General features: G+C 71.5%; 8 protein-coding genes. 6 read left to right on the top strand and 2 right to left on the bottom strand.

Features of this window, described 5'->3' with window-relative positions:
* On the top strand, window positions 1-282 hold a 282-nt coding region (locus tag VG276_29160), incomplete at its 5' end, for a hypothetical protein (GenBank protein ID HEV8653356.1).
* Between the two features lie 258 nt (window positions 283-540).
* Here the strand turns inward: VG276_29160 and VG276_29155 are convergent.
* Entirely contained in the window at window positions 541-1,539 is a 999-nt protein-coding gene (locus tag VG276_29155) for a hypothetical protein (GenBank protein HEV8653355.1), read from the bottom strand.
* An 83-nt stretch (window positions 1,540-1,622) separates the two neighbouring features.
* Here VG276_29155 and VG276_29150 point away from each other — a divergent pair, with 83 nt between their 5' ends.
* Window positions 1,623-1,958 (top strand): hypothetical protein, encoded by a 336-nt coding sequence (locus tag VG276_29150; GenBank protein HEV8653354.1) that lies wholly within the window; start codon window positions 1,623-1,625, stop codon window positions 1,956-1,958.
* A gap of 602 nt (window positions 1,959-2,560) precedes the next feature.
* Here VG276_29150 and VG276_29145 read toward each other — a convergent pair.
* Window positions 2,561-3,004: a hypothetical protein gene (locus tag VG276_29145; protein HEV8653353.1), complete on the bottom strand. Its 444-nt coding sequence runs from the start codon at window positions 3,002-3,004 to the stop codon at window positions 2,561-2,563.
* Window positions 3,005-3,641: 637 nt separating this feature from the next.
* Here VG276_29145 and VG276_29140 point away from each other — a divergent pair.
* From VG276_29140 to VG276_29125, 4 genes are all read left to right on the top strand, one after another.
* Window positions 3,642-3,857, top strand: a complete 216-nt coding sequence (locus VG276_29140) for a hypothetical protein (GenBank protein ID HEV8653352.1) — start codon at window positions 3,642-3,644, stop codon at window positions 3,855-3,857.
* Between the two features lie 70 nt (window positions 3,858-3,927).
* Complete coding sequence (locus VG276_29135; GenBank protein HEV8653351.1) at window positions 3,928-4,176, top strand: hypothetical protein; 249 nt, start codon at window positions 3,928-3,930, stop codon at window positions 4,174-4,176.
* A gap of 444 nt (window positions 4,177-4,620) precedes the next feature.
* The gene (locus VG276_29130; protein HEV8653350.1) at window positions 4,621-5,466 is read left to right on the top strand and encodes a restriction endonuclease; all 846 of its coding nucleotides are present in this window, start codon (window positions 4,621-4,623) and stop codon (window positions 5,464-5,466) included.
* Between the two features lie 152 nt (window positions 5,467-5,618).
* Window positions 5,619-5,873, top strand: a 255-nt coding sequence (locus tag VG276_29125; GenBank protein ID HEV8653349.1) for a hypothetical protein, incomplete at its 3' end; no start/stop codon positions are given.

Below are 5,873 nucleotides of genomic sequence, written 5' to 3'. Positions count from 1 at the left end.
CTGGTGGCCACCGAGGGGCTGGACCCGGCCGCGGCGAGCGAGCGGCTGCGCGCCCGTGCGGGGGCGTCGCAGCGCACCGTGGCCGACGTGGCCCGCGAGGTCGTGCAGGACGCCCAGCGGGACCGGACCGCGGTGATCGCGACCGAGCGGGCTCGCTCGCGGGCGGCCGAGGCCCGGGCCGAGCACGCCGAGGCGGCGCTGGAGGCCGCCCAGGCTGCGGCCAACCAGAAGGACGCTGGGGCGGATGGGCCACCCGCCAGCGCCAACGACCGGCAGCGTTAAGCCGCCCCGGCGGTGGTTGTGGCACGCGATCCAGGAGGACACGGCCAGCCGGGCCTGCTCGACGTTGGCCAGGCGGGCGCCGAGCTGATCCTCACGTGGAGCGTCTGGCTCCGTTGCGCAGGGATCGAGGCCCGACCTCCATCGCGTCAGCCTGGTCTCGCCTTGAGAAACGCGGCAACCGCGGCTGCTTGCACCTTCGGGTCCCTGCCTTGCCTGGGGTGGGCGTCAGCGGTGATCCTTACGCTGTTCGCCTGGGGTTCACCTTCTTGCCGCGAGGGATTGCGCATGGCTGGCGCACCGCAGCGTCCACCCGACCCGTTCGCCACGCCCGCCCGACCGGTGGCCGCGTCCCGGCCCGCCCCGGCGCCGCTGCCGCGGGTGGGGGTCGTGCTCGCCGCCGGCCGGTCCGAGCGGCTCCGACGGCTCACCCGGGGAGGATCCAAGGCCCTGCTCCGCCTGGGCGGCCTGCGCCTGGCCGAACGGACGGTGCGGACTCTTCTCGCGTGCGGGCTGGAGCAGGTGGTGGTCGTGGTCGGCCACGACGCCGGCCCGGTCGCGGCCGTCGTCGGGCGCCTGGGACCCGGCCGGGTCCGGACCGTGCACGCCGACCAGTGGCGCGACGGCAACGGCGCCTCGCTCGCCGCTGTCGAGGGTGCGGTGGCCGGCGAGGCGCTGTTCGCGCTGCTCACCACCGACCACGTGTTCGCAGAGGGGACGCTGGACCGGCTGCTGGGGGCCGGGGAGCCGGCCGTGCTGGTCGACCCTGGGCCGGACCCGGCCGCCTGGGCCGAGGGGACCAGGGTGCGGATCGTGGACGGCGCCGCGGTCGCGTTGGGCAAGCACCTCGACGAGCCAGCCGTCGACTGCGGCGCATTCCTGCTCCCCACGGGGATCTTCGGCTGCCAGCGCCAGGCGGCCGCCGAGGGTGACCACACGCTGGCCGGTGCCGTGACCCGCCTGGCCCAGCAAGGCCCGCTGCGGGCCGTCGCCCTGCCCGCCGGGTGCTGGTGGCAGGACGTGGACACCCCCCAGGACGCCCGGGCGGCCGCTGCGGCGCTGCGCGGCTCGCTGGGCAAGGCCGCCGACGGGCCGGTCAGCCGCTGGCTCAACCGGCCGGTGTCGACCCGGCTGTCGATGCTCCTGGCGCCGCTGCGGCCCGCGCCCGACCTCGTCTCGCTGGTGGCGTTCGGGCTCGGCCTGGCCGGGGCGGCGGTGCTGGGGGCCGGCAAGGGCGTGGCCGGCGCGCTGCTCGTCCATGCCGGCTCGGTCGCCGACGGGGTCGACGGGGAGGTCGCCCGGCTGCAGCTGCGGGGCGGGCCGCGGGGGCGCTGCTGGACGGGGTGCTGGACCGGGTCGCCGACGCGGCCATCCTGGCCGGCCTGGGGCTGTGGGCGCTTGACGGGCACAGCGCGCACACCGTGCTCCCGCTCACCGTGGCCACCGCCGGGGCGCTGCTGTCGATGGCGACCAAGGACCGGGCGGCCTCGCTCGGGCTGCCGCCCGCGCCCGAGCGGGCGCTGGGGTGGCTGCTCGGCGGCCGGGACGGACGCCTGCTGCTCGTGGCCGTGGGCGCGCTGCTGGGCGCGCCCGTCGTGGCCCTGGCCGCGGTCGCAGCCACCTCCGCGCTGTCGCTCGGCGTGCGGCTGGTCTTCCTGCGCCGTCCGCCGACCGCCTAACGGCCCCGGCACCACCGCAGCTCCGCGTAAGCGACGGGCAGCATCACTCTGTCCAATATCCACCAAACGACATAGGAGCCGAGGTCGTCGGTCAAGCGTTCACTAGTGCCCCTCCGCGGAGTAACACCGATCAGTCAGGCCACGCCTTCTTGTGGTCAGCCAAGGTGGTGGTGGCCGGTACTCGTTGACGGCCACCGGGCCATCGCGGCAACTCGCCGATGGCGGCGCTGTCGCCGATGCACCGGCGAAGGGTCACCAGCGTCCCTGGGCGGGCCTTGGCAAGGCGCAACTCGTCGACCAACTGCCCGATCAGCCACAGCCCACGCCCGCGAAGGCTCATCACGGGAGCCGCGCGGGATGGGGGCGGCCCCGGTCGCGGATCGTCGCCTCGATCCAGCCTCCCTGCACCCGACGGTCACGTTGACCGGCTGCGCGTCGCAGGACCCATACAGGATGGCGTTGGTGGCGGCGTCGCTGACGGCCAAGACCAGGTCGTCGACAACATCGCCCGGGATGGCAGCTGGCAGCTCCTGCAAGCTGCTTCGGACGGCACGGCGCAGCCCGGCAAGGCAGGTCGGCGAGGCGGCAAAGGAGACTTCCAGCTACTGCCCCCTGCCGGCGTTGCGGCCGTCATGGCCTGGTGGGGGGTCCTGCAGGCCCGGGTAGTACAGATCGGTCACCGTGAGGGAGTGGCGGCGGCGTGGCGCCAGCCCAGCTGCGCCTTGCGGCGGCGCCAGCCAGCCGTCACCGTCATGGCGTGCTCCTTGCCGGGTAGTGCCGCCCTTCATCGTCCCCTTGGCGCGCCACAGCCGGCGAAGCTCCGCCGCCAGCGGCCCGGTGCCGTGCTCCAGGTACTGCAGGTCGCCGTGGCTGTAGAACGGCCGGCCGTGGATGCGGCACGCCCGGCAGCGCCAGTCGCAGGTCTGCGGGGTGCACGGACGGGGGTCGTCAGGCTTGGGCCAGCAGGTGCAGCTGCGGCCCTTGTCGATACCCGATCCGGGCGTGATGCTGATCTCCCCGGGCCGGCGCGTCTTCCGGCGGGTCACCAGGTGTCACCGCCCTTGGCCTGGTTGCCGGGCTCCGACCAACCCAGCAAGCAGGCGGGCACGGCCAAGCCGGAGCCGCATGGCGCTCACCCACCGTACTCCCCGACGGTAGGGCCTGCCGGGCACGGTCTGGGTGCGGCTGGCGACCCGAAGGCGCGACGGCCGGCGCGTCCTCGACCACGGTTCCCCTGCCCGGACATCAGGTCGGCGTCGGGCCGCGCCCTACGCGTGCGCGCCGACCCGCCAGGTCTGGCCGGTTGACCAGGCGATCTCGCCCTCTCCTCGATCAAGCCGCGACGTGGCGGGGCAAACCGCAGCGCGACAGCCCCGGAGCCGCGCGGGCCACGCCGCCAGCTGTGTACCGCTGCCGTCCCTTGGGAACAGCGGCCTCACCTGCGTCACACCCCTCACTGAGGGCGATCTCAAAACCCTGACCTCTTGCATGCCATCTAGCAAACGACCGGTCGAGCGGTGTTGGTCACCCCCGTTTGCGCTGGTCATGCTCCCGGTTGGGTACACCGCCATGGACCGCTCGTGTCCGTTGTTGCCCCTTCTTACATCCTCCAGGCATCCTCCAGGTGCACCACCTTGGAGGCGCGTTGGACGGTGCTTCGGCGTCGAACGTACGATCTGCGACATGGCCAGGGTGACCTACGAGAGCAAGGACGACGCGGGCCACAAGTTCTGGGTGGCGCACTACGGCCGCTACGTCATCCGGATCGACGCCAACCGCCCTGGCGTCTACCGGTGGCTCATCAGCCTGGAGGGCCGCTCGGTCCGCAAGGGTGTCGCCTCCCACCGTGACCAGGCTGACGCCGCGGTGAGCGACGCCCTGGACGAACTACCCCGCTAGGGACCCCGGCCGCTTCCCGGGCCGTTCAGCCGCTTCCTACTATTGAACATGTGTTCGGTAAGCTACCGGCATGCGGACGTGGGACGCGCCCGACTTCTACCGGCCGATTGCGGCACCGCTCGACCGGTGCGCGGAGCTGCTCGGCGTCGACCTGGCCACCGTCCGCGAGGCGGCCGCCAACGTCGAGCCCTACATCCGCGCGGACGGCAGCAGGGTCTGGAGCCTGATGCAGCTTGAGCGGCAGCTACGGCCCGGGGCGTTCGGTCGGCGGCGGGGCGGCTACATCGACCGTCGACGGACCCCGGCCGCCGACACGTGAGCGTCGCCCGCGACGTTCGATGACCTTCGGGACCACAATCTGATTCGGCCGCGTGCATCATCCGAGCTGCCTGAGCCGGACGGGCGATCACCTGCTGTTTCCTCTGAACTGCCGGTGACCGCACACGCACCTGCACTCCCGCTGTGGCACGGACCCAGCGCGGACCCGATGGGCCCTCCGGTCCCGTCCGGTCGCGGACGCCCTTCGGCGCTCCGGCCCTCGCGACCAGGGACCTGATCGGCCGGCCGGGTACGGCAAGGTCGATCACTGAGGGGGAGAACCACCCTGCTCAACTTATGCGAGCTGCATAGGACAGGCCGGCCAAGGTGCCACCTCATCCTCTTGGCAGTAAGGTGATACGCCTCAATGCGGACTGTCGCGATGCGGGGGGATGGCCAGGTGGCAGAGGTCACACGCAAGCGGACGGGCGAGATCCTCCAGGCAGTGTTCGCGGTGCTCGAGGAGCACCCCGACGGCCTCCAAGCCCGCCGTGTGATCCAAGAGGTCGAACGCCGCTTGCCACCGACCCCATTCGAGCAAAGCGACTACCCCAGCACACCTGGTTTCCGCCGCTTCGACAAGATCGTACGGTTCAACACCATCGCGCCGGTCAAGGCGGGCTGGCTCGTGAAGAGCAAGGGCCAGTGGATCCTGACCGAGGAGGGCCGACTGGCAGCCAAGCGCTTCCAGGATCCGCTGGAGCTGCGCCGAGAGGTATCGCGGCTCTACCAGGTGTGGCGGAGGAACCAACCAGAGGAGGCATCGGCCAGCCTCGATAGCGCCAGCAGCCCGGCAAGTGCCACGAGCGCGCTTGAGGAGGCAGAGGAGACCGCCTGGCTTGAGGTCGAGCAGTACCTGCAGGCGATGAACCCCTACGAGTTCCAGGAGCTGGTGGCGGCGCTGCTGCGGGCGATGGGCTACCACCTTGCTTGGGTCTCGCCGCCGGGACCGGATCAGGGGCTGGACGTCCTTGCGTACACCGATCCTCTGGGCGCGATGGGACCGCGGATCAAGGTGCAGGTGAAGCGGCGCGCCGACAAGATCAGCGTCGATGGGCTGCGGGCCTTCATGGCGCTGCTCGGCGGACAAGACGTCGGGATCTTCATCTCGACAGGCGGGTTCACCTCTGAGGCGCAGCGTGAGGTCCGTAGCCAGGAGAACCGCCGGATCTCCCTCATCGACCTGCAACGCTTCTTCGATCTGTGGGTCGAGCACTACTCCAAGGTTCAAGAAGAGGGCCAGCAGCGACTGCCACTCAAGGCGGTGCAGTTCCTCGCGCCTCGGGAGTAGGCGTACGGCTTACCCCGTGCATGCTATGGGCTTGTTCATGAATAATCTGGTCGACCAGGGGTTGTTGGGGTAGCCTTCGGGCGCGCCGCATAGCGCCGATCTGACTTAGATCCGCGGATAGCTGTCGCTTCTGTCCGGGTGTGGGGACACAGATGCCTTCCGGCCTGGGAGAATCGGGGTTGCGAGGCCAACCGATCCCCAAGCAGGAAGGCACCTGGATGGTGAGCAGGCTACGGCGCGGCCGGGCTCGTGTCGAGTTGCGCTTTGATGACCCGTCCCAGACGCCCGACGTGGGGTTGCTGCTGGTCGCCGAGCTCGCCGAGCGCCTCGACCTGGTCGGCACGCTGGACCGGCATATCGGTGCGATCAAGCAGCGCCGGCGCGGGCTTGGCGGCGGCGGGCTGGTG

Source organism: Actinomycetes bacterium (assembly GCA_036000965.1).
Classification (GTDB): Bacteria; Actinomycetota; CALGFH01; order CALGFH01; family CALGFH01; genus DASYUT01.
Note: the sequence above shows the minus strand (reverse complement) of the source record. Positions and strands in the feature narration are given on the sequence as shown.